Below are 23,769 nucleotides of genomic sequence, written 5' to 3' on the forward strand. Positions count from 1 at the left end.
CAACATTCATTTGGCCTGACATGACTTTTTCAGGGGTAATACCTGCTTGATACTGGGGGCAACTGTTACTCACCCCTGAGGAGTCATCCCATGAAGATTTTCATTACAGGCGCTGCCGGTTTTATCGGCGGCTCCATTGCCACCGCCCTGGTCAAGCAGGGTCATCAAGTCACCGGTCTGGTGCGCAATGCCGAGCAGGAAGCTGAAATGCTGAGCCTGGGCATCACGCCGATCACCGGCACCCTGGACGACAGCGGCTTGCTCTGCGAGCAGGCGCGCCAGGCCGATGCGGTGATCAATGCCGCCAGCAGCGACCATCGCGGCGCAGTAGATGCGTTGATCGCCGGTTTGCAAGGCTCGGACAAGGTGTTCCTGCATACCAGCGGTTCGAGCATCGTCGGTGATGCATCGGGCGGTAAAGGCAGCGACGTTATTTATTACGAAGGCCAGTTGCCCGAGCCGACTGTCGACAAGGCCGCGCGGGTCGCCATCGACAATTTAGTGCTCGATGCCGCCAAGCGGGGGGTACGTTCGGCGGTGATCTGCAACACCCTGATCTACGGCCATAGCCTGGGCGTGAAACGCGACAGCGTGCAGTTGCCCCGCTTGCTCAAGCAGGCGCAGAAAAGCGGCGTCGTCCGTCACGTCGGCAGCGGCCAGAATATCTGGTCCAACGTGCATATCGAGGACGTAGTAGCGCTCTATAGCCTGGCGCTTGCGAAGAACCCGGCGGGTACGTTCTATTTCGTCGAAAGTGGCGAGGCGGCGTTTGCCGATATGAGCAATGCCATCGCCAAAGCCCTGAACCTCGGCCCGGCCCAGGACTGGCCGCTCAAGGATGCCGAAGCAGAGTGGGGTTATGAGATGGCCAATTACGGCCTGGGCTCCAATAGCCGGGTGCGCGGCAAGAATGCCCGTGAGCTGCTGGGGTGGGTGCCCAAGCGTACCGATGTGACCGAGTGGATTCTCAACGAGATGCTGTAACTGATTCAGTGGTAGACCCGCCCCGTCTAAGACGCCGTGCTGTCACGCAGCAAACACTAACCGGGGCAGGGGGCAAATCTTGTGGGAGCGAATTCATTCGCGAAGAGGCCGGTACATTCGACGCACTTTCATCGTCTGGCACACTGCTTTCGCGAATGAATTCGCTCCCACAGAGTCTTTGTCAGTACATCCGATACATTTCTGTATCTGAAATACCGCCTTCGCGGGCAAGCCTCGCTCCCACCGATCTAGAGCGCTTTCGAAATGACTTAGTGATGCTCACGCGTCGCGCGGAAGCTCACGTCTTTCCAGCGTTCTTCCATCAGTGCCAGGTTGACCCGGGTTGGCGCCAGGTAGGTCAGGTGACCGCCGCCGTCCAGTGCCAGGTTTTCCACGGCCTTGTTTTCAAACTCTTCGAGCTTCTTTTTGTCCGCGCATTCGATCCAGCGGGCCGACCAGACGGTGATCGGCTCGTAGGCGCATTCGACCTTGTATTCTTCCTTCAGGCGGCTGGCGACCACATCGAACTGCAGCACACCAACGGCGCCAAGGATGATGTCGTTGCTGCGCTGCGGAAAGAACACCTGGGTGGCGCCTTCTTCGGCCAACTGCTGCAGGCCCTGGCGCAGTTGCTTGGACTTGAGCGGGTCTTTCAGGCGTACGCGGCGGAACAGTTCAGGGGCGAAGTGCGGGATTCCGGTGAAGCCCAAGGCTTCGCCTTCGCTGAAGGTGTCGCCGATCTGGATCGTGCCGTGGTTGTGCAGGCCGATGATGTCGCCGGCGTAGGCCTCTTCCAGTTGCTCGCGCTCGGAGGAGAAGAACGTCAGGGCGTCACCGATACGCACGTCCTTGCCCAGGCGTACGTGGCGCATTTTCATACCCTTTTCGTAACGGCCCGAACAGATACGCATGAAGGCGATACGGTCGCGGTGCTTGGGGTCCATGTTCGCCTGAATCTTGAACACGAAGCCGGTGAACTTCTCTTCCACCGGCTCGACGGTGCGCTCGTTGGCGACCCGGGCCAGAGGTTTCGGTGCCCAGTTGACCACGGCGTCGAGGACGTGATCGACGCCGAAGTTACCCAGCGCCGTACCGAAGAATACCGGGGTCAGTTGACCGTCGAGGAACTCCTGCTGGTTGAACTCGTGGCAGGCACCCTGCACCAGTTCCAACTGCTCGATGAAACGCTCGTACTCGTCACCCAGGTGGGCGCGGGCTTCGTCGGAGTCCAGTTTCTCGATGATCTTGACGTCGGTGCGCTCATGACCGTGACCGGCGGTGTAGACGATGATGTAGTCGTCGGCCAGGTGGTAGACACCCTTGAAGTCTCGGTAGCAGCCAATCGGCCAGGTGATCGGCGCCGCCTTGATCTTGAGGACCGCTTCGATTTCATCCAACAGCTCGATGGGGTCGCGGATATCGCGGTCGAGTTTGTTGATGAAGCTGACGATGGGCGTGTCGCGCAGGCGGCAGACGTCCATCAGGGCGATGGTGCGTGGCTCTACACCCTTACCGCCGTCGAGGACCATCAGCGCTGAGTCAACCGCCGTCAGAGTGCGGTAGGTGTCTTCGGAGAAGTCTTCGTGGCCCGGGGTGTCGAGCAGGTTGATCATGTGATCGCGATACGGGAACTGCATGACCGAGGTGGTGATGGAGATGCCGCGTTGCTTCTCCATTTCCATCCAGTCGGACGTCGCATGGCGATCGGACTTGCGTGATTTCACCGTACCAGCAACGGCAATGGCCTTACCCATCAACAGCAACTTTTCAGTGATGGTGGTTTTACCCGCATCCGGGTGAGAAATGATGGCGAAGGTGCGGCGTTTCGCGACTTCGGCGGCCTGTTGGGTCATGGGAAATCGCCTGGCAGGTGAGTCAAAAAAGGGCAGCGATTATAGCCTAAGTCAAGGCAATAACCGAACCGTTCAGTCGATTAGGGGTGGCAATTTGCTGCTTCAGATGGGAACCTTTTAAAACGTGGAGACGTCCATTCCCCTGCAACACGCACTGTCAGGGTCTGCAATATCAGCAAGTTAGCTTGACGAAGCTGCGCTCATGGCTTGTGTTTTCGCCGGGGTACAAACCTCAACGGCGACCCACCCGCTGCTCTTCGCGAACGCTGCGACAGACCACCCGCAAGGGTTGGCCCTGGCATCCGTTCGCCGACTGAAATAAGGAGTCCGCCCGTGGCTAATCGCTATGGCAAGGGGCTGTTGGGAGGTACGGTGACTATCGTACTCCTGGCCCTGCTGGTCCACTGGATCGGCATCGATACAATCAGGCAGTATCAGGATGATCTGCTGTTTTACCTGCAAGCACACGTGATACTGGTTCTGGTCTCAATGTGCGCCGCCCTCGTGGTGGGCATCCCGGCGGGCATCGCCCTGAGCCGCCCGCAGCGCATCGGCAGCGCCGAACGCTTCATGCAGATCTTCAACGTCGGTAACACCGTGCCGCCTCTCGCGGTTCTGGCCATCGCCTTGGGTATCCTCGGCATCGGCAGTGGTCCGGCCATCTTCGCCCTGTTCCTCGCCTCGCTGCTGCCCATCGTGCGCAACACCTTCGAAGGCCTGAAGAACGTACAGGGTTCGCTCAAGGAAGCCGCTACCGGCATCGGCATGACCCCGCGCCAGGTGCTCTGGCAGGTGGAATTGCCCAATGCCGTGCCGATCATTGTCGGCGGTGTGCGGGTCGCGCTGGCGATCAACGTCGGCACCGCGCCACTGGTGTTCCTGATCGGCGCCAACAGCCTTGGCAGCCTGATCTTCCCCGGCATTGCCTTGAACAATCAGCCACAGCTGATCCTGGGCGCAGCTTGTACGGCGCTGCTGGCGCTGTTGCTCGACGGCCTGGTGACCCTCGCCAGTCGTATCTGGCTGGAACGTGGCCTGGCTCGCTGAGCCCGCCGAGAGAAGGAAACAACTCATGAAAAAGACAGGCTGGTTTTTAGCCTTTGCCTTGCTGTTCGCCGGATTTGCCCAGGCGGCGGATAAACCGCTGTTGCGCATCGGTGCCCGGGTGTTCACCGAGCAGACCTTGCTCGCCGAACTGACCGCGCAATACCTGCGCACCAAGAACTATGACGTGCAGATCACCGGCGGCCTGGGCAGTACCCTGGCCCGCAGCGCCCAGGAAACCGGGCAGTTGGATCTGGTCTGGGAATACACCGGTGTGTCGCTGGTGTCCTACAACCATATCGATGAAAAGCTCGACAGCCAGCAGACCTATGACCGGGTCAAGCAATTGGACGCGAAGAAGGGCCTGACCTGGCTCTCGCCGTCCAAGTTCAACAACACCTACGCCCTGGCCCTGCCGCAGAAGATCGCCGACCAGTACCCGCAGATCAACACCATGTCGGACCTGAGCCAGGTGCTCAAGGATGAGGTCAAGGAAGGTCATATCGTCGCCCTCGACACCGAGTTCGCCAACCGTTCCGACGGTCTGGTGGGCATGGTCAAGCACTACGACATGAACCTCGGCCGCGAGAATACCCGGCAGATGGATGCCGGGCTGGTCTACACGGCGCTGCGCAACGGCCAGGTCTTCGCCGGGCTGGTCTACACCACCGACGGGCGCCTGAATGCCTTCCGCCTGAAAGTGTTGCAGGACGACAAGCATTACTTCCCGGACTACACCGCCGCGCCGGTGATTCGCCAGGCCTATCTGGATCAGCACCCGGACCTCACTGGGCTGCTCAAGCCCCTGGCCGACCTGCTGGATAACGCCACCATGCGCGAGCTCAATGCCCGGGTCGATGTCGATCACGACAGCCCATCCACCGTTGCCGCAGATTTCCTGCGCGCGCATCCACTGAACTGAACAGGAGAAGATCATGAGCTTTCTTAACGCCTTCTCCCATCTGGACTGGGCCCAGGTCCTGCACCTGACCTGGCAGCACATCACCCTGGTCGGCATCGCTGTGACGTTGGCGATTGTCATCGGCGTGCCGCTTGGCATCCTGATGACCCGCTTCCCGAGCCTGGCCGGTCCCCTGCAAGCCAGCGCCACCGTATTGCTGACCGTGCCGTCGATTGCCCTGTTCGGCCTGCTGCTGCCGTTCTACTCCAAGTTCGGCCAGGGCCTGGGGCCGATGCCGGCCATCACCGCGGTGTTCCTTTATTCCCTGCTGCCGATCATGCGCAACACCTACCTGGCTTTGACCAGCGTCGAGCCGGGCATCCGTGAAGCCGCCAAAGGCATCGGCATGACCTTCGGCCAGCGCCTGCGCATGGTCGAGCTGCCCATCGCCGTGCCGGTGATCCTCGCCGGTGTACGCACCGCCGTGGTGATGAATATCGGTGTCATGACCATCGCCGCCACCATCGGCGCCGGTGGCCTGGGCGTCCTGATTCTCGCTTCCATCAGCCGCAGCGACATGTCGATGCTGATCGTCGGCGCCTTGCTGGTCAGCCTCCTGGCCATCTTCGCCGACCTGCTTCTGCAATGGCTGCAACGCACGCTGACTCCAAAAGGATTACTGAAATGATCGAACTCCAGAACCTGAGCAAAACATTCCAGAGCAATGGCAAAGCAGTCAAAGCCGTTGATTCCGTCAGCCTGACCGTCAATGAAGGCGAGATCTGTGTGTTCCTCGGCCCGTCGGGCTGCGGCAAAAGCACCACGCTGAAAATGATCAACCGCCTGATCATGCCGACCTCCGGCAAGGTGCTGATCAATGGCGAAGACACCACGGGCCTGGATGAAGTGACCCTGCGTCGCAATATCGGCTATGTGATTCAGCAGATCGGCCTGTTTCCGAACATGACCATCGAAGAAAACATCACCGTGGTGCCACGCCTGCTCGGCTGGGACAAGCAGAAATGCCACGACCGTGCCCGCGAACTGATGAGCATGATCAAGCTTGAGCCCAAGCAATATCTGCATCGCTATCCCCGTGAACTGTCCGGTGGTCAGCAGCAGCGTATCGGCGTGATCCGTGCCCTGGCTGCCGATGCGCCGGTCTTGCTGATGGATGAACCCTTCGGCGCGGTGGACCCGATCAATCGCGAGATGATCCAGAACGAGTTCTTCGAGATGCAGCGGGCGCTGAACAAGACCGTGATCATGGTCAGCCACGACATCGACGAAGCCATCAAGTTGGGCGACAAGATCGCCATCTTCCGTGCGGGCAAGCTGCTGCAGATCGATCATCCGGACACGCTGCTGGCGCACCCGGCCGATGAGTTCGTCTCCAACTTCGTCGGTCAGGACAGCACCCTCAAGCGCCTGCTGCTGGTCAAGGCCGAAGACGCCGCCGACAACGCGCCTTCGGTCAGCCCGGAAACCCCAGTGGCCGACGCCCTGGAAGTCATGGACGAAAACGACCGCCGCTATGTCGTGGTCACCGATAGCGAGAACAAGGCCATGGGCTATGTGCGCCGCCGCGACTTGCACCGTCAGACCGGCACCTGCGCGCAGTTCCTGCGCGAGTTCAACGCCACTGCCGCCTACGACGAACACCTGCGCATCCTGCTGTCGCGCATGTACGAGTTCAACCGCTCGTGGCTGCCGGTGATGGATGCCGAGCGCGTATTCCTCGGTGAGGTGACTCAGGAGTCGATTGCCGCTTACCTGAGTTCCGGGCGTTCGCGAGGGATGAAGACCAGTATCGTGTCGCCGGCTGAATTAGCCTGAAACTTGAGTCCCTGCAGGACTAGTTTTAGCCGGGAGGCCACTCTTCCGGCTAAAACCAGTCCTACGATTTCGCTCTATCGACGGGATTCGGCACTGCCTGGTTTATCTAATTAAATGATCAAGTTTTTCGTAATCTAAAGAGGTATTTATAGGGCACGCCGTGTCGATCTTACGGTACATATCCAGTATCGATAGAGAAAATGCTTCACTGTGTATGTTCTTTTCAGTGATTTGGAAGAAACCGAATGGCTCAGCTTTAGCAATTGTCCAGGTCGCGAGAATTTGAGTCTTCGGAAAAGTGGGTGTCAGAACTTCTTTTTGGGTCCCCTCTGCTTGAGCCGGGAGATTAAAACGCTGTTCAAATTTGCGCACCTCTGCGGTAACGTCGACCCCCATGTTGGCATGTGCGAAGTACAGAACGCCCGGTTTGGCTCCTCCTATGCCTCCTTTAATGCATCCGTAGGCATATTCGGTGGCTTTTGAAATTGATTTCGACCAAGCGAGCACGGCCTTGGTTTGCATATGCGTCATTACCTTCTTTTCCCTCCAACTGTCACGAATGATAGTCGGTTGGGAAAAGCGTGTGTCTGCTGCTGCCTTGAACCCCTCTGCTTGAAGTTCTTTGAAAGTAAATCCTGCGCCACGGAATACAAGAAGATCGAGTACCTGCCATTGTGTACTCCAGGTCCACTCTGGTTTGTCGTTATGGATCAATAGGTCGTTTGTTAGATGCACCTGAGTAAACGTCGGAGTACGAGTTCTGGTATGGCAACGCGGGCAGCTTTGCGGTGGGTCCTTGGGGTTCAACCCCGAGACTTTCATGCAGGAGAAACATTTATATAGAAATAGATCCTTGCGGCACACCGGGCAGGGATGGGTGCAGCCTGACGCGACATCAGCGACATTGATGTAGCTCATACAAAATACGCAGGTAGTCAGTGCCATAAAAACTCCTTGATATTATGAGCCACCAGCGCAAAAAACACCGTTCGTGAATCAGTCCTGATAGACAGTACTCAGCTGACGACTACGCTGTAGTTGATTTTTATAGCCGAATTTCGCGACCTTGCCTGTGATTTTTTTCACCGCTGGGCGAAGCCTGTGCCCCGATCTGGAAATGCGCGTGTCGTGAATGCTAAGGACGTGGTGATCGGCAATCGGAATCGGATACGGCGGGAACATCACGCTGTCATGTCGGTCGGTTATATAGGGGGGAGTGGGTGACGGGTTCCCCCACGGGTGAAAACAGGCAGAAAAGCGACATTTTTTGTTGATCTCGAGCCCTTCAGGTCCTAAAGTTCGCGCCGAACGTCCATGCTGGAAACGATCCATCCGGCTCAAGTACTGACGACGAGACAGCAAGGCCAAGGGCAGCGTCGCTCCCATGGCCTTTTTGCTTTCGGCGACATGCCTTGGGAAGTAGGCGAACCAAAGTGGGGATACGGAGGACGTTCGGTAGGGCATGTCATTGATGACTGGCCCTCGCACCCATTTATTCATTTGTTTGCCATTGGAGTCCCTGAGCATGCCGATCAAGGTTGAAGACTATTTCGAAAAAAACACCTTCGATAAAATGAAGGCGTTCGCCGACAAACAGGAAACCCCGTTTGTCGTGATCGACACCCAGATGATCAGCCAGGCCTACGACGACCTGCGCGCAGGCTTCGAATTCGCCAAGGTCTACTACGCGGTCAAGGCCAACCCGGCTGTCGAGATCATCGACCTGCTGAACAAAAAGGGTTCGAGCTTCGACATCGCGTCCATCTACGAGCTGGACAAGGTCTTGAACCAGGGCGTCAGCGCCGACCGTATCAGCTACGGCAACACCATCAAGAAATCCAAGGACATCCGCTACTTCTACGACAAGGGCGTGCGTCTGTACTCCACCGACTCGGAAGCCGACCTGCGCAACATTGCCAAGGCCGCGCCGGGTTCGAAAGTCTATGTGCGGATCCTCACCGAAGGCTCGACCACCGCTGACTGGCCTCTGTCGCGCAAATTCGGCTGCCAGACCGACATGGCCATGGATCTGCTGATCCTTGCCCGTGACCTGGGCCTGGTGCCTTACGGCGTGTCTTTCCACGTTGGCTCGCAACAGCGCGACATCAGCGTCTGGGACGCCGCCATCGCCAAGGTCAAGGTCATCTTCGAGCGTCTGAAAGAAGAAGACGGCATCGAACTCAAGCTGATCAACATGGGTGGCGGCTTCCCGGCCAACTACATCACCCGTACCAACAGCCTGGAAACCTACGCGGAAGAAATCATCCGCTTCCTCAAGGAAGACTTCGGTGACGACCTGCCGGAAATCATCCTGGAGCCGGGCCGTTCGCTGATCGCCAACGCCGGTATCCTGGTCAGCGAAGTGGTGCTGGTTGCGCGTAAATCCCGCACCGCCGTCGAGCGTTGGGTGTACACGGATGTGGGCAAGTTCTCCGGCCTGATCGAAACCATGGACGAGGCCATCAAGTTCCCGATCTGGACCGAGAAGAAGGGCGAGATGGAAGAAGTGGTTATCGCCGGTCCTACCTGCGACAGCGCCGACATCATGTACGAAAACTACAAGTACGGCCTGCCCCTGAACCTGGCCATTGGCGACCGCCTGTACTGGCTGTCCACCGGTGCCTACACCACCAGTTACAGCGCCGTAGAGTTCAATGGCTTCCCGCCGCTGAAGTCCTATTACGTGTAAGGTTTTCACTGCATAAAAAACCCGCGCTCAGTCGCGGGTTTTTTTATGGGTGTTATGTATGGGTATGTATTAATGGATCCATAGTTACCAGTTTATAGGTGTGTGTTTACTATGGGTTGCTTGGTTGTTACGAGTTGTATGTAAGAAAAGTGAGTGTATTAATCTATTGTGCCGGATTTTTCTTACGCTATTTGATGTGGGGTGTTGTCTTGACGGTTGTTTTACTTAAGGTCTAACCTAGATTTGTGAGCCGCCGATTGGTCTTTAAAAGGCTTTTTTATCGAGCTCACTCCATCAGGGAAGAAAATAACTTAAAGGACCAATAGCAATGAGTGAATCATTAGCGTTGAAAGACGATAATTCCGTAGTTGAGGATGCGGCCAAAGCGCCCGGTGTTCTATTTGAGGCATCCGTTGGGGATTCTCCCGATGTATTGCGCGATAAAGGGTTGATTCTGACAAAAGAGCAGATAAAAAATCTCAAGAAATACGAAGTTGCCGGGTTGGCTTTACCGACTCAATTGCATGATGTCGTTGCCTATCTGGGGTATGAAAGCGGTGCAGGTCAAGGATTAGAGGCCTCAGACTTTCAAAAAACCTTCAGTACCATTCACGCCCACGCCAGACAGTGGAATCCCCTGCGCACGGACTTGATCAATGTAGGCACTAAACTGGAAATTTTCGCTGGCAAGATGGAAGTTTACGGCCGGACCATGGAAGGTATCTATGCGGATATCAGGGCGCTCGGAACGCTGGAAGTTCACGGTATTAAGACGCTGGAAGATGTGAAACGGTTAAAGTTGGAGCTGGGTGACCAATTTCCAGGTATTGATCTGGATGCAAATGACTTGGAAACCAAAAGTGAATTCGCTCTTTATCTGTCGAAAATTCTTGATCTGGTCAAAGAGCAGGAATCAGAGGTCGATGACATAACGCAACGCCTGGCGTCATTTGGTTTTGAGTTGGCGAATACCGTTCATCCTGCCATACGTCTTAAGATGAAAGTTATTGAAAATAGCTCCTTGAGTGAGCAAGTGAGGCAGTTGAAAGATGTTATAGATAATCGTGATGTGCAAATAGACGAAAAATCCAAAGAGTATAAAAAACTTGTCAGCAGTTCCCTGGGCTCTTTGACAGGAGGTGTACCAGGCTTGGCTGGGGCTATCTATTTCGGTGTCGAGGCCGAAAAAGTGCGGAAGGAGAGGAACAGATTACTTGCTGAGCAAAGCAAGGATGTCGCTGACATGCAGCATAAAGATCACGTTATCGGTTCTTTGAAAAGCGTAAAGCTGGATCTGCAAAGACTCGACATTATCGTCATCGATGCCGATATCGCGACCCAGAACCTGACTCTCGTCTGGAACCGGCTTGGAGATTATTTTAAACAGTCCAGCCAATCGGTGGACGCTATCAATGATGCGCTTGCTGTCAGGAGTTTCATGACTAACTTTCGCCTGGTGGCTGAGCCTTGGAAGGGGATCAAAGAAGATGCACGCAAGCTATTGGATGTTTTTGCTGAAGCCGATAAAGAGTTCACAGAAGAATATGTGGGGCTGACCAATGAGTAATATTTTGAAATTTCCCAGCACGCTTGAATTCCTTTCGCCCGATGCGAAAGCAATGCGGCGCCATAAAGACAATGCGAACGATCACGTGATCAACGCCACCGTTGCCTACAATGATACGGCTTATCTTCCACCTCTACAAAGGAAGGTGGAATCTTCGAATAATGCACTCAATGTGACCCAATTTATGTTTCCGTTGAGCGTTCAGAGTATCTCTCTGGATCTGGAATCAAAAGTTAGTCAGCTGCGCTCGTTATTAGACGAACTGGCAAATCCGGCCAGTGAGCAGGAGCGTCAAGATATACTTGAGGATATCAATACACTCCTGGCAGCGGCATTGGTCAAGACAAAAGTCGAGTTTCAGAAGTTATCGTCCAGCATCAGCCCTCTTCTGGAAGGGTTTGATCGTACGCCGACATCGGGATACTTGCTGGGGCATAAAAATGATATCGAACGTTTGTCGAAGGATATCGAGCAAGCCAATAACACGTTGGGTGAGTTGGTGGAGCAACGCAAGACAATCACTGACGCAATCGGTGCAATTGAAAAAATAGGCTTTGAAAAAATTGCAATGGATACTCTGCTGACTGTAGAAGGTCTTGATGCAATTGATGCCGCAGCGCCGCAGGTTGCTGCAGTCAAGCTGGCAATTGAGTCGACGAAAAAATTCATCGAGCACATTGGTAGCGTCATGAATTATCTGGGGCTGACAGCAGCACGCGATGTGATTGTCAAACGCATTAATGAGCAGCAGACAATCATGGGTACCAAAAACAACGAAATCAGGCTGACCAAGCTTCGTATAAGTTTCATTGACGCGATACATGGCTTTGACGACAGTTGTCAGGCGTACTTTGGCGAACTGTCGAAAGTTACGGACGCCCTTGATTTGTTCGTCCGTGCCAACACCTCCATGACCGCTTCGGATCTGGATTCGGTGACCAAGTTCATTGGTGATGCTCAGCAAATGTCGGCCTACCTCAAAGCCATCCAATAAGCGCATTATCTTTTCACGGCAAGTCGAACAGTTGTTCGGCTTGCCATTTCAAGATTTCTCGCTACAGGCAAGGAATTTCATGGCAACCGAGCTGATCACCTACGCAGATATTGCAGGGATGAATAACTATATGCTCTATCTTGAGCGGTTTCCCGAGCGCATCGAGTTTTTCAAAATTACCCTCGATCTTGTCCCTGCCAAGGATTACGGCAAATATATCGAACCGGCCCTTGATCACGTCACCCGCAAGGCGAAGGAACACAAAACCCTCTGGTCCATCCAGATGAAACCCTTGCGACAGTTACATCGGGACCTTGAGCAATTTGTTGCTGATTTCTTTCTGTTTGCGACGCAGTTGGAGGCTTATTGCCTGACCCTGAACAGAAATACCAGGATGGCCGATGTTCTGCGCCAGTCGGTAAGCGATGAGCCGTTCAATCTGTCAGGCAAGCTAATGGTCGTATCGGACAGCACGGTCAGGAACGTTTTAACTTATGTGGGCGCTGAGCTTGATCGTTACCAGGCGGCTTTCGCGACGCAGGCAGCAACCAAGGCTATTGTTCGGGAAAGTTCTTACTCGCTCATTCCGCGCTTCATCGATTTCATGAGTATCAAGATTGTTGAGGCTGCTCGTCGGTCAGTGAGTGAGAGCGACGTGACGTCGGCCAGGAGCAAGCAACACTGGTCGCGATGCCAGTATTTCCATGCATTGCAGGCAGCCAGTAATGTCCAAGCCTACTGCCAGCGACTAAGCGTGTTATTAAAGGCCTCGCTTGAGACGTTCAACGTTATGCAAGGCGATTCCAGCGTGTCCATATCACTTTTTTCCCTGCGGCTCACCCAGGTAAAAGTGCGTGAGGTAGAGCGCCTGTCGAAAATCATGACCGATATATTGCGGCATAGCATTTGATTCACAGCGCACTGATCAGGGAGTCCAGTTCAGCCTGATCACCCTCATTACCCAACTCTGCTGCACGTTGGTGGAAAGACAGCGCCAAAGCCTTGATCGGTAGATGTTCAGACAGCAGCAGGGATTTTCGCGCAACGCGCAGGAAATTCAGATTCCCGCCTGCCAGTGCCGTCTTGAGCCAGGCCACCGCCTGTTCAATATGGCCCTGATCGGCCAGCACAGCGGCGTAGCTGAACTGCCCGCGAAAGTCCCCGGCCTCGGCTGAGCGGCGATACCACTCGTAGGCGGCGGGCAGGTCGGTCTGGCAGCAATAACCTTCTTCTAGATAGCGCCCCAGCAGGTTCATGGACTTGGCGTGACCCATGTTGGCCGCCTGGCGATAGCAATTCAGGGCGCGGCGCGGGTCTTGTTGAATACCGCGTCCGGTGGACAGCAGGTTGCCCAGGTTATACAGGCCCCAGTCCAGGCCGTGTTCGGCGGCGATCAGGTAATGCCCGGCGGCCTTGGCGGCATCCGGTTCGCAGCCCCAGCCATGCTCATGGCAGCGCCCCAGCATATTGCGCGCCATGCTGTGGCCCCTTTGCGCGGCAATGGCGAACCATTGCAGGGCCAGCACCTGGTCTTGTTCGATACCGTTGCCGTCGAGCAGGATCTGCCCCAGCAGCGCCTGAGCGTCGACGATGTTCTCCCGGGCCGCGATCAGGATCGCCTGGGCGGCGCGGGCGGGGTTTTCCTCCAGCATCCGGGCCAATTGCTCGCCATCGAGGCTCTCTTCGCGTTGCAGGTTCCAGTTCAAGAATCAGACCTCGACCCAGCGGCGCAGCAGGTTGTGGTAGGTGCCCGTCAACTGGATCAGCGAAGGGTGATCGGGTACGTCCATGGTCAGTTTCTGAATGGCGTTGTCCATCTCGAACAGCAGGGCGCGCTGGCTGTCTTCGCGCACCAGGCTCTGGGTCCAGAAGAACGAGGCAAGGCGCGCGCCGCGGGTCACCGGGGTGACCTTGTGCAGGCTGGTACTCGGATAGAGCACCATGTCTCCGGCGGGCAGCTTGACCCGTTGCACGCCGTAAGTGTCCTGGATTTCCAGTTCGCCACCGTCGTAGTCATCCGGGTCGCTGAAGAACACCGTGGTCGAGACGTCCGTGCGCACGCGCTCCGGGCTGCCCTTGACGTAACGCACGGCGTTGTCGATGTGGTAATCGAAGCTGCCGCCGCCGGTGTAGCAGTTGAACAGCGGCGGGAAAATCTTGCGGGGCAGGGCGGCGGACATGAACAGCGGGTTGCTCCACAGGCGTTCGACAATCGCCGCACCAATCTCCCTGGCCAGGGGGTGATCTTCGGCCAGTTGCAGGTTGTGCTTGGCCTTGGCCGACTGATAACCCGCAGTCACCTTGCCATCGGCCCACTCCGCCTGCTCCAGCGCCTGGCGGATACGCAACACTTCATCACGATTAAACAAGCCAGGGACATGTAGCAGCATGGTGGTGGGACTCGGTCGTTAAGCACAAGAGGTAGCGAATGGTAGTGATTCTTATTGTCTGTGTAAAACCCGTAACGATGATCAACATCAATGGCCGTTAAAATTTCGTCAACCGAGAATGTAAAGAACGTAAATTTTTCCCAAATAGCAATGTATCTCAATTGTTACTCAGATTCGTTTCCCCTATATTCCGCCGCCTTAACTCCTTGGGGAAGGAACCAACCATGTCGCGCGAACACTTGTTCTCAGCACCTAATTCACCGCGTTCGATTGCCTCGGCAGTTGGCGTGGCAGTGGCGGCAATGTCCGCAGGGCACATGGCTCAGGCCGCCGAAGCCGGCGAAGACAAAGCCATCAGCCTGGGGGCCACCAGCATCACGGGTGAGCAGGACGCTACTTACAAGACCGACGAGTCGGCTTCGAAAAAGTACACCGCGCCGCTGCGCGAAACGCCCAAGAGCGTGACTGTCATCCCGCAGCAGGTTATCCGCGACACTGCCGCCACCAGCCTGGCCGATGCCTTGCGCACGACACCGGGCATTACTTTCGGTGCAGGCGAGGGCGGTAACCCGAACGCTGACCGGCCGATCATTCGTGGCTTCAATGCCGAGAGCGACGTGTTCATCGATGGCATGCGTGACGTCGCCGCGCAAAGTCGCGAAATCTTCAATATTGAATCGGTGGAAATCAGCAAGGGTCCGGGCTCGGCCTTTACCGGTGCCGGTTCCACGGGCGGCAGCCTGAACCTGATCACCAAGGAAGCGCACCTGGGCAATGCCTACAACGGCGGCTACACCTTCGGTTCCGACCAGACCCAGCGCTACACCCTGGACGTCAATCAGCAGATGACCGATAGCTCGGCCGTGCGCCTCAATCTGATGAAGCACGATGCCAACGTGGCCGGGCGTAATGACGTCGACGTCAGCCGCTGGGGCTTCGCGCCGTCGTTCGCTTTTGGTCTGGGCACTGACACCCGCGTGAAGGTCGATTATTACCACCTGGAAACCGACGATATGCCCGACTACGGCATTCCGTTGGCTTACAGCGGTACGGCGCGCAGTAAGTACAACGTCGACAAGCCGGTCGACGTCAATAAGAACAACTTCTATGGCCTGACCGACCGCGACTACCGCAAGAGCAAGAACGACAGCGGCACCCTGCGCATCGAACATGACCTGAACGATGCCGTCACGGTTTCCAACAGCTTCCGTATGTCGCGTTCGACTCTGGACTACATCGTTACCAACCCTGATGACAGCCGCGGTAACGTCAACAGCGGCACGGTTTCGCGTTCGGCCAAGAGCCGTAATTCGACGTCCAGCGGTTTCGTCAACCAGACTGACCTGAGTGCGAAGTTCGACACTGGCTTTATCAACCACAGCCTCAATACCGGCGTGGAATTCAGCTATCAGGACACCCATAACCGCGCCTACAACGTGCTCAGCGCTACCGGCGGGACTATTGCCAGCGTCTGCTCGGCTGCGCTCATCCGCTCCGGTGATTGCACCAGCCTGTACGACCCGACGCCCAAAGACGCGTGGAACGGCCAGATCACTGACAGCGCGGCGTATACCGATACCGACACCAAGACCTCTGCGGCCTATGTGTTCGATACGCTGAAGTTCAACGAGCAGTGGTCCCTGAACCTGGGCCTGCGCTACGACAACTACGATGTGCGCTCAAGCGGTTACGCCACGGCCGGTCGCGGTACGGTGGCGGGCAACTTCGATCGCCAGAAGACCAGCAACCTGTGGAACTACCAGGTTGGTGTGGTTTACAAGCCATTGCCTAACGGCAGCGTGTATGCGGCCTGGTCGACCTCGAGCAACCCGTCCGGTGAAACCAGTGGTAACGGTGGCCAGGAAGTCACGGCGGCGAACGGCGATCTCGATCCGGAAAAGAACCGTAACTATGAGCTGGGCACCAAGTGGGACTTCTTCGGTGATGACTTGTCCCTGACCGCCGCGCTGTTCCGCACCGAAAAAACCAACGCCCGTATCACCGATCCGGACAACAGCACCTATCAGGTACTGGACGGCGAGCAGCGTGTTGACGGCTTCGAGTTCACCTATACCGGCAAGCTCACCAGCAAGTGGAAGGTCTATGGCGGCTACACCTATATGGAAAGCGAGCTGGTCAAGACCACACTGGCAGCGGACAAGGGCAATCACATGCCAAGCACCCCGCGTAACAACTTCAACCTGTGGTCCACGTACGAGCTGATTCCGAAGCTGACCATCGGCGCCGGTGCCACCTTCGTCGACTCGCGTTTCGGCAACGAAGCCAACTCCATCGAGGTACCGTCCTACTGGCGCTACGACGCCATGGCCAGCTATGCCCTGACCAAGAACGTCGACTTGCAACTCAACGTGCAGAACCTGACCGACAAGCGTTATTTCGACCAGGTGTTCCAGACCCACTACGCCCACGTAGCGGCTGGCCGTACCGCGTTGATGAGCGCCAGCTTCCACTTCTAAGTTGAAGTAGCGATTAAAGCCCTGCTTGCCTTCGGGTGAGCGGGGCTTTTGTTTGTGGGGCGAGCACGCACAACCTGTTAAATCACAGCCATTGATGTGAGAGCGAATTCGTTCGCGAAAGCGCAATTTCAGCAACTGACGCGAATGAATTCGCTACCACACGTGTTGATGTCCGGTAAGTGCCCGTGCTGCGTCGAGACCGTCTACGTAAATAATTGATACAAATCGATAACGCTAATGAGAATGCATTCCGTTCAGTTCATACTACGCGGCATGGCTGATGAGTGAGGTAATCCAGGGTGTTGAAGAAAGTTTTGTTTCAAGTGCATTGGTTCTTCGGAATCACGGCCGGGTTAGTCCTGGCCTTGATGGGGATAACCGGTGCGCTGTATTCGTTTGAAGACGAAATCACCGAGTTACTGAACCCGAGCGTCGTGCTGGTTCAGCCCCAGAGCGTGCAGATGACGCCTGCCGCGCTGGCAAGCAAGATCGAGGCGGATACTGGCAAGAAGATCTCGATGTTCCGCATCGAAGTCGATGGTAACCGTGCCGCTCAGGTTTACTACACACCGCCGCCGGGCGAACGCCGCGGCATGATGCAGTACTTCAACCCTTATACCGGCGACATCACCGGCACCACCGGCAGCGACCAGGTCTTCGGCTTTATCCTGACCCTGCACCGCTTCCTCGCCGCCGGCGAAACGGGCAAGCAAATCACCGCAGCCTGCACCTTGATCCTGGTGTTCTTCTGCCTGTCCGGGCTGTATCTGCGCTGGCCGCGACAAGCCCTCAACTGGCGGGTGTGGCTGACCCTGGATTGGGCCAAGAAGGGCCGCAGCTTCAACTGGGACCTGCACTCGGTGTTCGGCACCTGGTGCCTGATCGTTTATCTGTTGCTGGCCATCACGGGGTTGAACTGGTCCTACCAATGGTTCAATGACGGTCTGACTCGCTTGATCGGCGACCCGGCGCCTGCTGATCAGCGCAAAGGTGGCGGTGGTGGCGGCCAACGTCCGGGCGGCGGCCGTGGCGGTCAGGAACAGGCCCCCCCGGCAGCGCCGACTATTGATTACGTAGCGATCTGGGATAGCATCCAGAAAACCGCCGGGCCGGATCTGCGCGGCTATAACCTGCGTCTGCCAAACGCTGCCGGGCAACCGGCGACGGTGTTCTATTTGCTGAAAACCGCACCCCATGAGCGCGCCCTGAACCAGATGAGTCTCGATCCGGCCACGGGTAAGGTCTTTAACGTCTCGCGTTATGCCGAGAAGGGTGTCGGTAGCCAGTTGCTGGCCAGTAACTATGCGTTGCACGTCGGCAGTTACTTTGGCCTGACCGGTCGCCTGATCATCACCTTTGCCGCGCTGTTGATGCCGCTGTTCTTTATTACCGGCTGGCTGCTGTATCTGGATCGTCGGCGCAAGAAGCGCCAGGTCAAGGCGGCACGTGGGGCGTTGGCTCCAGTGGCGGGTAGCACCGGTGAAGGCGCGCCATGGCTGATCGGTTTTGCCAGCCAGAGCGGTTTTGCCGAGCAACTGGCCTGGCAGGCCGCCGGGCAACTGCAGACCGCCGGTTGGCCGGTGCAGGTGCAGCGCCTGGCCGATGTCACCGAGCAGGACCTCAAGCGGCGACAGAATGCGCTGTTCGTGGTCAGCACCTTTGGTGATGGCGAGGCGCCGGACAGCGCCCGAGGTTTCGAGCGCAAGGTGCTCGGTCAGCCCCTGGCCCTGGAAAATCTCAACTACGCGGTACTGGGCCTGGGCGACCGTCAGTATGCGGATTTCTGTGGTTTTGCCCGGCGCCTCAATGGCTGGCTCAACGAGCGCGGCGGCAACACGCTGTTCGCCCCGGTTGAAGTGGACAGCGGCGATGCCACGACCTTGCAACACTGGCAGCAACAACTGGGGCAACTGACCGGCACACAACCGGCCACGACCTGGCAGGCGCCGGCATTCGATAACTGGACCCTGGGCAAGCGTCAGCTCCTTAATCCGGGCAGCAGCGGTTCGCAGGTGTTCCTGCTGGATCTGGAACCGCCCGCCGGGCAAACCTGGCAGGCCGGTGATTTGGTTGAAGTCATGCCGCGTAACAGTCAGGCGGCAGTGGCGCAGTTCATCAGCGGCCTGGGCATTGCTGCCGACACCTCGGTGAAGGTGGATGGTTTGCAGGAAAGCATCAGTCAGGCTCTGGAAAGTCGCCAGTTGCCGATGCACCGCGCCCATCTGGTTGGTCTGCATGCTCAGGCGCTGATCGATGCGCTGGTGCCGATTGCCGTACGTGAATACTCCATCGCTTCGATTCCGGCCGATGGCTCGCTGCAGCTGGTCGTGCGTCAGGAGTTGCACGCCGACGGCAGCCTCGGGCTTGGCTCTGGCTGGCTGACCGAGCATGTTGCACCGGGTGATTCGGTGAGCCTGCGCGTGCGCCGCAACAGCGCCTTCCATATGCCGCTCGAACCGGTGCCGCTGATCATGATCGGTAACGGTACGGGCCTGGCCGGATTGCGCAGCCTGCTCAAAGCTCGCATCGAGCAAGGGCACACGCGTAACTGGCTGATCTTTGGCGAGCGCAATATCGCCCATGACTTCTACTGTGGCGATGAGCTGCAAGGCGCGCTGGCCAATGGCGGCCTGGCTCGCCTGGACTTGGCGTTCTCCCGTGATCAGGCCGAGAAAATCTACGTACAGGACCGCCTGCGCGAAGCGGCGGACGAGCTGCGTGAGTGGCTGGCGCAAGGCGCGGCGATCTATATCTGCGGCAGTCTGCAGGGCATGGCGGCGGGGGTTGATCTGGCGTTGAGCGAGATACTCGGTGCCGAGGAACTGGAGAAGCTGGTTGAGCAGGGACGTTATAGAAGGGATGTCTACTGACAAAACCCGTGTAGGAACAAAACTGTCAGATTGAACGCTGGGGGAGCGAAATTTGTGGGAGCGAATTCATTCGCGAAGAGGCCGTTACATTCAATGCATTTGCATCGTCTCGCCTACCGTCTTCGCGGATAAATCCGCTCCCACAGGGTGATGTGTATTGCCCTGATAAAAAGGTGGTGTGTCGAACAGGCACACCGCCTTTTTTATTTGCGCAACTGTCAAAACTGACAGTAGATCCGCTCTGGAATGCACCTTAGTTTGCCCGCGTTATCTCATCAGAAGCGGAAGGACAGAGTGGATAAACTGAACAGGCTTGTTATCGATCACATCGACGTTGATGTAAGAGAGCTAGTGCTCAGCCGTGGAACTATCAGCGAGCTTGATACAGTCGATGCAATCGACTATCTGCTGATTTCCAGCCAGAGCAAGGACTATGACCCCGCTCAGGGCGGTTGGGTAGCGGAGCTATATGAGGCAGGTATTTCTGTCGAGGCGCTTGAGCGTGAACCTGCATTGGATCTGCGTCCATTGTTGCCTTGCTGGATTTCCAAAGAAATTATCCGGCAGCCCGGGCATTATTTTAAACGGCTCGTGGTATTTGAACCGATTGATCCCGCCGAGTCTGCGGCGAAGGATGTTTGGGTTGCCTTTCAGGCATTGCGATTGTTTGCCGGTGAAAGCGCGGGTGCCGATGCGGATATCCGGGTGGCAGCTCCAGTTTTGAGTTCTTTCGCGGGAGAAGAAGACTTCTCTGTGATGTTGAGAATGATCTTCTTTGCCGCCACCAGCCTGGCAGCACGAGGGCGCTGGGGGTACATCACTATCATCGTGCCTGATGAGCGCGCCGATCAGGCGAGTACCGAGTTCGCCTCGCTCAAGAGCAGTTACTTGTCACCTCCCTTTGAGCCTGAACATATCAAGGCATTGGTTGCACCGATCAAGGCCCAATATGAGCATGCGCATCGGGTCGAGCGCTTGGCGCACGCGGCAGAGCTAGGTCTGACGGAGCGTCAGGCTATTGCCATTTATTACTACACCGTTCAATCCTACATATTCGTTAACAGGGCGCTGCGCCAAGAGGATGTCACGGATCCTGAGTTCATGTTTTTCCAACCCTTCATAGAAGCATTGAGCTCGGGTTTGGCAGCGCTGGTTAATCATATTTCTGGTACTCGAGTGTCGCGAAATATAGCTGCTTTTCCGGGCGTAGAGGATCTCTACAAGGTTTCCAATATCGTGCGAGAGGCCGCCTATACCAGTACTACCCTGAATGAAATGCCGGTTGCCCAAGACTATAAAATCATGCTGAAAGGACAGATTGGTAAAAGTATCGAAGTGCTGTCGCACTACCCCCAAGAAAGAGAAGTGTTGTTTGATCGCACAATGCTTCATTTGATAAGTCATATCGAAGACGTGTATTGGGAGTCGGCCCCAGGCATTCCGGCCTCATTCAGAGCAGTTACAACCGATGAAATGCTGGCCAATACATCAAATATTCATTTTTCCTGTTTGTAAGAGGATGATGCCGTGACTGTTTTACCTCTACCTTCAAGAAAGACTGTCAAAATCATTCTCTGCCATACGCCGGATTTTTCCAGACTAAAAGCCCTGTCAGATGAAGAGCAACAGCGCGAATTGAGCACCTTTCTTGCGGTTATCTATGCGACGGACTTTATGGCTCCGTTCGACTGGATGACAGAGTTTGCCGGAAAACATGATCAGCTTGCCGACCTGACAGTGCTGGACAAGGCCGATGCGGCGATGGTGAGAAAATTGCTGATTGCCAATCTGCGGTGTGATCGCTTTTATACCGGGCATCTTGAGCACTTGCTGCGTTCAGGGTACCTGGAGGCGGCTCTGGATCGGTTGCGGGTTCTGTTCGCCGCACTTTGAGCCAGGGGCAGGAGCGGCTTTGAGAGTCAATTGTGTGAGAGCGAGGCTTGCCCGCTAATACGGTTTTCAGCCACAGAGGACGCGGCGAATGTACCGGCCTATTCGCGGGCAAGCCACGCTCCCACAGGATCTGTGTTGTCCAGCGTATATTTGAGTTGAGGCGATTTGTGGGAGCGAATTCATTCGCGAAGAGGCCGTTACATTCAATGCAGTTGCATCGTCTCGCCTACCGTCTTCGCGGATAAATCCGCTACCCAGGTTGATGTGTATTGCCCTGATAAAAAGGTGGTGTGTCGAACAGGCACACCGCCTTTTTTATTGCCTGTATTACGCCGCGACAAACTGCTCGGCGTGGTGGCAAGCCACCTGGCGATTATCGATCAGGCGCAGTTCCGGCAGTTCGTTCACGCAGCGCTCGGTCGCGTAGGGGCAGCGCTTATGGAAGGCGCAGCCGGTTGGCGGGTTGAGCGGGTTGGGCAGCTCGCCGACGATCTTGATCTTCGGCTTGAGCGGGTCCGGGTGAATGGTCGGGGTCGCCGACAGCAAGGCCTGGGTGTAAGGGTGCAGCGGACGGTTGTAGATCTCTTCCTTGGGACCCATTTCCGCCGGGCGGCCGAGGTACATCACCAACACCGTATCGGCGACGTGACGCACCACCGACAGGTTGTGGGAGATGAACACGTAGGCGGTCTGGAACTGCTGCTGCAAGTCCATGAACAGGTTCAACACCTGAGCCTGGATGGACACGTCCAGTGCCGAAGTCGGTTCGTCCGCCACCAGCACCTTGGGTTGCAGCATCATGGCCCGGGCCAGGGCGATCCGCTGGCGCTGACCACCGGAAAACATGTGCGGGTAACGATGGTAGTGCTCAGGACGCAGACCGACCTGAGCCATCATTGCCTGAACCTTTTCCCGACGTTCTTCCTTGGACAGGTTGGTGTTGATCAGCAGGGGCTCGCCCAACTGGTCACCGATTTTCTGCCGCGGGTTGAGCGAAGCGTAAGGGCTCTGGAACACCATCTGCACGTCGCGGCGCAGTTGCTTGCGCTCGGCCTTGCTGGCGCCAGTGACTTCCTGTCCGGCGATCTTCAGCGAGCCGGATGACGGCTCTTCGATCAGGGTCAGGGCCCGGGCCAGGGTCGACTTGCCGCAGCCGGATTCACCGACCACAGCCAGCGTCTTGCCGGCTTCCAGTTCGAACGACACACCGTTGAGGGCGCGCACCAGGGCGTGGCCCTTGAACATGCCACGGGAGACTTCGTAGTGACGGGTAAGGTCGCGGGCGGTAAGAACGACGCTCATTACGCCACCTCCTGATTCAACGGATAGAAACAGCGTGCGAGGCTATGGGCTTTCGGGTCCAGGCCTGGGCGCTGGGTGCGGCAGTTGTCCTGCACGTACGGGCAGCGCGGCGACAGCAGGCAACCTTGTGGGCGGTCATAGCGACCGGGGACCATGCCTGGCAATGTCGCCAGACGCTCGGCGCCCATGCTGTGCTCGGGAATCGCTGCCAGCAAGGCTTCGGCGTAAGGGTGCGCGGGGATGTCGAACAGCTCGGGGACCTGACCGACTTCCACCGCTTGCCCGGCGTACATCACGCAGACGCGCTGAGCGGTCTCGGCGACGACAGCGAGGTCGTGGGTGATCAGCACCAGTGCCATGTTCTGTTCTTTCTGCAGGCTCAGCAGCAGCTCCATGATCTGCGCCTGAATGGTCACGTCCAGGGCCGTGGTCGGCTCGTCGGCGATCAGCAGCTTGGGCTCACCGGCAATGGCCATGGCGATTGCAACGCGCTGGCTCATGCCGCCGGACAACTGGTGCGGGTAGGCATTGAGACGTTGGGCGGCGCCGGGGATTTCGACTTTTTCCAGCAGCTCGAGGGCACGTTGACGCGCCGCCTTGCCGGACAGATTGAGGTGCTGGCGCAGCACTTCTTCGATCTGGAAACCGACGGTGTAGCTGGGGTTGAGCGCGGTCATCGGGTCCTGGAACACCATGGCCAGGTCCTTGCCGACGATGCGGCGACGCTGGCGATTGCTCAGCTTGAGCAGTTCCTGGCCGTCGAAGTTGACCGAGTCGGCGGTGATGATGCCGGGGTGATCGATCAGGCCCATCAGCGCCATCATGGTCACCGATTTGCCGGAACCCGATTCGCCGACGATGGCCAGGACTTCGCCCTTTTCCACTTCCAGGGACAGGCCGTCGACAACAGGAACGGCGTTGCTGTCGCCGAAGCGGACATTGAGATTCTTGATGCTTAAAAGTGACATG

20 protein-coding genes are annotated in these 23,769 nt (G+C 56.8%); 13 read left to right on the top strand and 7 right to left on the bottom strand.

All coding sequences use genetic code 11. From position 1 onward, the window contains the following. Window positions 1-90 precede the first annotated feature (90 nt). The gene (locus M2401_RS23700; protein WP_259106411.1) at window positions 91-984 is read left to right on the top strand and encodes an NAD-dependent epimerase/dehydratase family protein; all 894 of its coding nucleotides are present in this window, start codon (window positions 91-93) and stop codon (window positions 982-984) included. Between the two features lie 269 nt (window positions 985-1,253). On the opposite strand, the gene M2401_RS23705 is transcribed toward M2401_RS23700, so the two are convergent. Further along, entirely contained in the window at window positions 1,254-2,837 is a 1,584-nt protein-coding gene (locus M2401_RS23705; RefSeq protein WP_259106412.1) for a peptide chain release factor 3, read from the bottom strand. Between the two features lie 333 nt (window positions 2,838-3,170). Between M2401_RS23705 and M2401_RS23710 the strand changes: the two genes are divergently transcribed. The 4 genes from M2401_RS23710 to M2401_RS23725 are packed head-to-tail and all read left to right on the top strand — an operon-like array spanning window position 3,171 to window position 6,618. Next, window positions 3,171-3,884, top strand: coding sequence for an ABC transporter permease (locus tag M2401_RS23710; RefSeq protein WP_259106414.1), 714 nt, complete (start codon window positions 3,171-3,173; stop codon window positions 3,882-3,884). 25 nt (window positions 3,885-3,909) lie between these two features. Further along, window positions 3,910-4,803 (top strand): glycine betaine ABC transporter substrate-binding protein, encoded by an 894-nt coding sequence (locus M2401_RS23715; protein ID WP_259106416.1) that lies wholly within the window; start codon window positions 3,910-3,912, stop codon window positions 4,801-4,803. A gap of 13 nt (window positions 4,804-4,816) precedes the next feature. Then, window positions 4,817-5,470, top strand: coding sequence for an ABC transporter permease (locus M2401_RS23720; RefSeq protein WP_259106418.1), 654 nt, complete (start codon window positions 4,817-4,819; stop codon window positions 5,468-5,470). Continuing rightward, window positions 5,467-6,618 (top strand): betaine/proline/choline family ABC transporter ATP-binding protein, encoded by a 1,152-nt coding sequence (locus M2401_RS23725; protein WP_259106420.1) that lies wholly within the window; start codon window positions 5,467-5,469, stop codon window positions 6,616-6,618. Before M2401_RS23720 ends, M2401_RS23725 begins: the two co-directional genes overlap by 4 nt. Before the next feature lie 102 nt (window positions 6,619-6,720). Here the strand turns inward: M2401_RS23725 and M2401_RS23730 are convergent, their stop codons facing one another. Further along, window positions 6,721-7,563: a ribonucleotide-diphosphate reductase subunit beta gene (locus M2401_RS23730; protein ID WP_259106422.1), complete on the bottom strand. Its 843-nt coding sequence runs from the start codon at window positions 7,561-7,563 to the stop codon at window positions 6,721-6,723. A gap of 51 nt (window positions 7,564-7,614) precedes the next feature. Continuing rightward, window positions 7,615-8,154: a hypothetical protein gene (locus M2401_RS23735; RefSeq protein WP_259106424.1), complete on the bottom strand. Its 540-nt coding sequence runs from the start codon at window positions 8,152-8,154 to the stop codon at window positions 7,615-7,617. Between M2401_RS23735 and M2401_RS23740 the strand changes: the two genes are divergently transcribed. From M2401_RS23740 to M2401_RS23755, 4 genes are all read left to right on the top strand, one after another. Then, window positions 8,144-9,307 carry a type III PLP-dependent enzyme gene (locus M2401_RS23740; protein WP_259106426.1) on the top strand — a complete coding sequence of 388 codons (1,164 nt, stop codon included), beginning with the start codon at window positions 8,144-8,146 and terminating at the stop codon, window positions 9,305-9,307. The two genes, M2401_RS23735 and M2401_RS23740, sit on opposite strands and share 11 nt — an antisense overlap. Before the next feature lie 328 nt (window positions 9,308-9,635). Beyond that, on the top strand, window positions 9,636-10,874 hold the full coding sequence (locus M2401_RS23745; RefSeq protein ID WP_259106428.1) for an alpha-xenorhabdolysin family binary toxin subunit A: 1,239 nt from the start codon (window positions 9,636-9,638) through the stop codon (window positions 10,872-10,874). Continuing rightward, window positions 10,867-11,868, top strand: a complete 1,002-nt coding sequence (locus M2401_RS23750) for an alpha-xenorhabdolysin family binary toxin subunit B (RefSeq protein WP_259106429.1) — start codon at window positions 10,867-10,869, stop codon at window positions 11,866-11,868. Before M2401_RS23745 ends, M2401_RS23750 begins: the two co-directional genes overlap by 8 nt. A gap of 79 nt (window positions 11,869-11,947) precedes the next feature. Further along, complete coding sequence (locus M2401_RS23755) at window positions 11,948-12,778, top strand: hypothetical protein (RefSeq protein ID WP_259106431.1); 831 nt, start codon at window positions 11,948-11,950, stop codon at window positions 12,776-12,778. 1 nt (window position 12,779) lies between these two features. Here the strand turns inward: M2401_RS23755 and M2401_RS23760 are convergent, their stop codons facing one another. Together M2401_RS23760 and M2401_RS23765 are read right to left on the bottom strand one after the other, a co-directional pair. Continuing rightward, entirely contained in the window at window positions 12,780-13,574 is a 795-nt protein-coding gene (locus M2401_RS23760) for a tetratricopeptide repeat protein (protein WP_259106434.1), read from the bottom strand. Between the two features lie 3 nt (window positions 13,575-13,577). Further along, complete coding sequence (locus tag M2401_RS23765; protein ID WP_259106436.1) at window positions 13,578-14,258, bottom strand: Fe2+-dependent dioxygenase; 681 nt, start codon at window positions 14,256-14,258, stop codon at window positions 13,578-13,580. 224 nt (window positions 14,259-14,482) lie between these two features. Here M2401_RS23765 and M2401_RS23770 point away from each other — a divergent pair, with 224 nt between their 5' ends. The 4 genes from M2401_RS23770 (at window position 14,483) to M2401_RS23785 (ending at window position 21,498) form a co-directional block, all read left to right on the top strand. After that, a complete protein-coding gene (locus M2401_RS23770) occupies window positions 14,483-16,735 on the top strand; it encodes a TonB-dependent siderophore receptor (RefSeq protein WP_259106437.1) in 2,253 nt (750 codons plus the stop codon). A gap of 299 nt (window positions 16,736-17,034) precedes the next feature. Beyond that, on the top strand, window positions 17,035-19,605 hold the full coding sequence (locus M2401_RS23775; protein WP_259106439.1) for a sulfite reductase flavoprotein subunit alpha: 2,571 nt from the start codon (window positions 17,035-17,037) through the stop codon (window positions 19,603-19,605). Window positions 19,606-19,899: 294 nt separating this feature from the next. Then, entirely contained in the window at window positions 19,900-21,120 is a 1,221-nt protein-coding gene (locus M2401_RS23780) for an ADP-ribosyltransferase domain-containing protein (RefSeq protein WP_259106445.1), read from the top strand. Window positions 21,121-21,132: 12 nt separating this feature from the next. Continuing rightward, window positions 21,133-21,498: a DUF6508 domain-containing protein gene (locus M2401_RS23785; protein WP_259106447.1), complete on the top strand. Its 366-nt coding sequence runs from the start codon at window positions 21,133-21,135 to the stop codon at window positions 21,496-21,498. Window positions 21,499-21,825: 327 nt separating this feature from the next. Here the strand turns inward: M2401_RS23785 and M2401_RS23790 are convergent, their stop codons facing one another. Both M2401_RS23790 and M2401_RS23795 read right to left on the bottom strand, forming a co-directional pair. Beyond that, window positions 21,826-22,800, bottom strand: a complete 975-nt coding sequence (locus M2401_RS23790) for a peptide ABC transporter ATP-binding protein (protein WP_259106448.1) — start codon at window positions 22,798-22,800, stop codon at window positions 21,826-21,828. Then, on the bottom strand, window positions 22,800-23,768 hold the full coding sequence (locus tag M2401_RS23795) for an ABC transporter ATP-binding protein (RefSeq protein ID WP_259106450.1): 969 nt from the start codon (window positions 23,766-23,768) through the stop codon (window positions 22,800-22,802). Before M2401_RS23795 ends, M2401_RS23790 begins: the two co-directional genes overlap by 1 nt. Window position 23,769: the final 1 nt, after the last annotated feature.

The sequence above is a fragment of the Pseudomonas sp. JUb42 genome (assembly GCF_024807945.1).
In the GTDB taxonomy this organism is placed as follows: domain Bacteria; phylum Pseudomonadota; class Gammaproteobacteria; order Pseudomonadales; family Pseudomonadaceae; genus Aquipseudomonas.

Bases quoted from the DNA above. Each gene is read 5' to 3' on its own strand.
- M2401_RS23700 (WP_259106411.1), top strand. From the start codon at position 91: ATGAAGATTTTCATTACAGGCGCTGCCGGTTTTATCGGCGGCTCCATT.
- M2401_RS23705 (WP_259106412.1), bottom strand. From the start codon at position 2,837: ATGACCCAACAGGCCGCCGAAGTCGCGAAACGCCGCACCTTCGCCATC.
- M2401_RS23715 (WP_259106416.1), top strand. From the start codon at position 3,910: ATGAAAAAGACAGGCTGGTTTTTAGCCTTTGCCTTGCTGTTCGCCGGA.
- M2401_RS23720 (WP_259106418.1), top strand. From the start codon at position 4,817: ATGAGCTTTCTTAACGCCTTCTCCCATCTGGACTGGGCCCAGGTCCTG.
- M2401_RS23725 (WP_259106420.1), top strand. From the start codon at position 5,467: ATGATCGAACTCCAGAACCTGAGCAAAACATTCCAGAGCAATGGCAAA.
- M2401_RS23730 (WP_259106422.1), bottom strand. From the start codon at position 7,563: ATGGCACTGACTACCTGCGTATTTTGTATGAGCTACATCAATGTCGCT.
- M2401_RS23740 (WP_259106426.1), top strand. From the start codon at position 8,144: ATGCCGATCAAGGTTGAAGACTATTTCGAAAAAAACACCTTCGATAAA.
- M2401_RS23745 (WP_259106428.1), top strand. From the start codon at position 9,636: ATGAGTGAATCATTAGCGTTGAAAGACGATAATTCCGTAGTTGAGGAT.
- M2401_RS23750 (WP_259106429.1), top strand. From the start codon at position 10,867: ATGAGTAATATTTTGAAATTTCCCAGCACGCTTGAATTCCTTTCGCCC.
- M2401_RS23755 (WP_259106431.1), top strand. From the start codon at position 11,948: ATGGCAACCGAGCTGATCACCTACGCAGATATTGCAGGGATGAATAAC.
- M2401_RS23765 (WP_259106436.1), bottom strand. From the start codon at position 14,258: ATGCTGCTACATGTCCCTGGCTTGTTTAATCGTGATGAAGTGTTGCGT.
- M2401_RS23770 (WP_259106437.1), top strand. From the start codon at position 14,483: ATGTCGCGCGAACACTTGTTCTCAGCACCTAATTCACCGCGTTCGATT.
- M2401_RS23790 (WP_259106448.1), bottom strand. From the start codon at position 22,800: ATGAGCGTCGTTCTTACCGCCCGCGACCTTACCCGTCACTACGAAGTC.
- M2401_RS23795 (WP_259106450.1), bottom strand. From the start codon at position 23,768: ATGTCACTTTTAAGCATCAAGAATCTCAATGTCCGCTTCGGCGACAGC.